The organism is Brevundimonas denitrificans (genome assembly GCF_030160755.1).
Classification (GTDB): Bacteria; Pseudomonadota; Alphaproteobacteria; order Caulobacterales; family Caulobacteraceae; genus Brevundimonas; species Brevundimonas denitrificans.
In genome coordinates this window covers 1-533 of the sequence record NZ_BSOY01000236.1, presented here as the reverse complement: position 1 = coordinate 533, position 533 = coordinate 1, and the positions used below count along the sequence as shown (strand labels likewise).

Sequence of the window (533 nt, the reverse complement as noted above, 5' to 3'; positions counted from 1 at the left end):
GCTGGTTCTATGACGGGACGCTGAATGTCAGCGCCAACTGCATTGACCGGCATCTGGAAACAAAGGGCGACCGGACCGCGATTATCTGGGAAGGGGATGAACCCACCGATGACAAGACCCTGACTTACCGCGAGTTGCACCGGGAAGTGTGCAAGCTGTCCAACGTGCTGAAAGCTCGCGGGATCAAGAAGGGCGACCGCGTCACCATTTATATGCCGATGATCGTCGAGGCGGCCATTGCCATGCTGGCCTGTACCCGGATCGGGGCCGTTCATTCGGTTGTGTTTGGTGGCTTTTCCCCGGATGCGCTGGCAGGCCGGATTCAGGATTGCGATTCCAATTGTGTGATCACGGCTGATGAAGGGGTGCGCGGCGGCAAGATCGTTCCCTTGAAGGTGAACACGGACAAGGCGCTGGAAAACTGCCCGAAATGTACCCTCTGTGTGGTTGTGAAGCGGACCGGCAATGACATTAACTGGGTTGAAGGCCGGGATGTCTGGTATCACGAGGAAATGGAAACCGCCTCTGAGGAT

The 533-nt window shown here is 57.0% G+C and carries 1 protein-coding gene; it reads left to right on the top strand.

What is annotated here, in order from left to right; all coding sequences use genetic code 11:
• Positions 1–533 (top strand): AMP-binding protein (locus QQJ79_RS15955; RefSeq protein WP_284223926.1); only part of this gene is annotated, 533 nt, incomplete at both ends.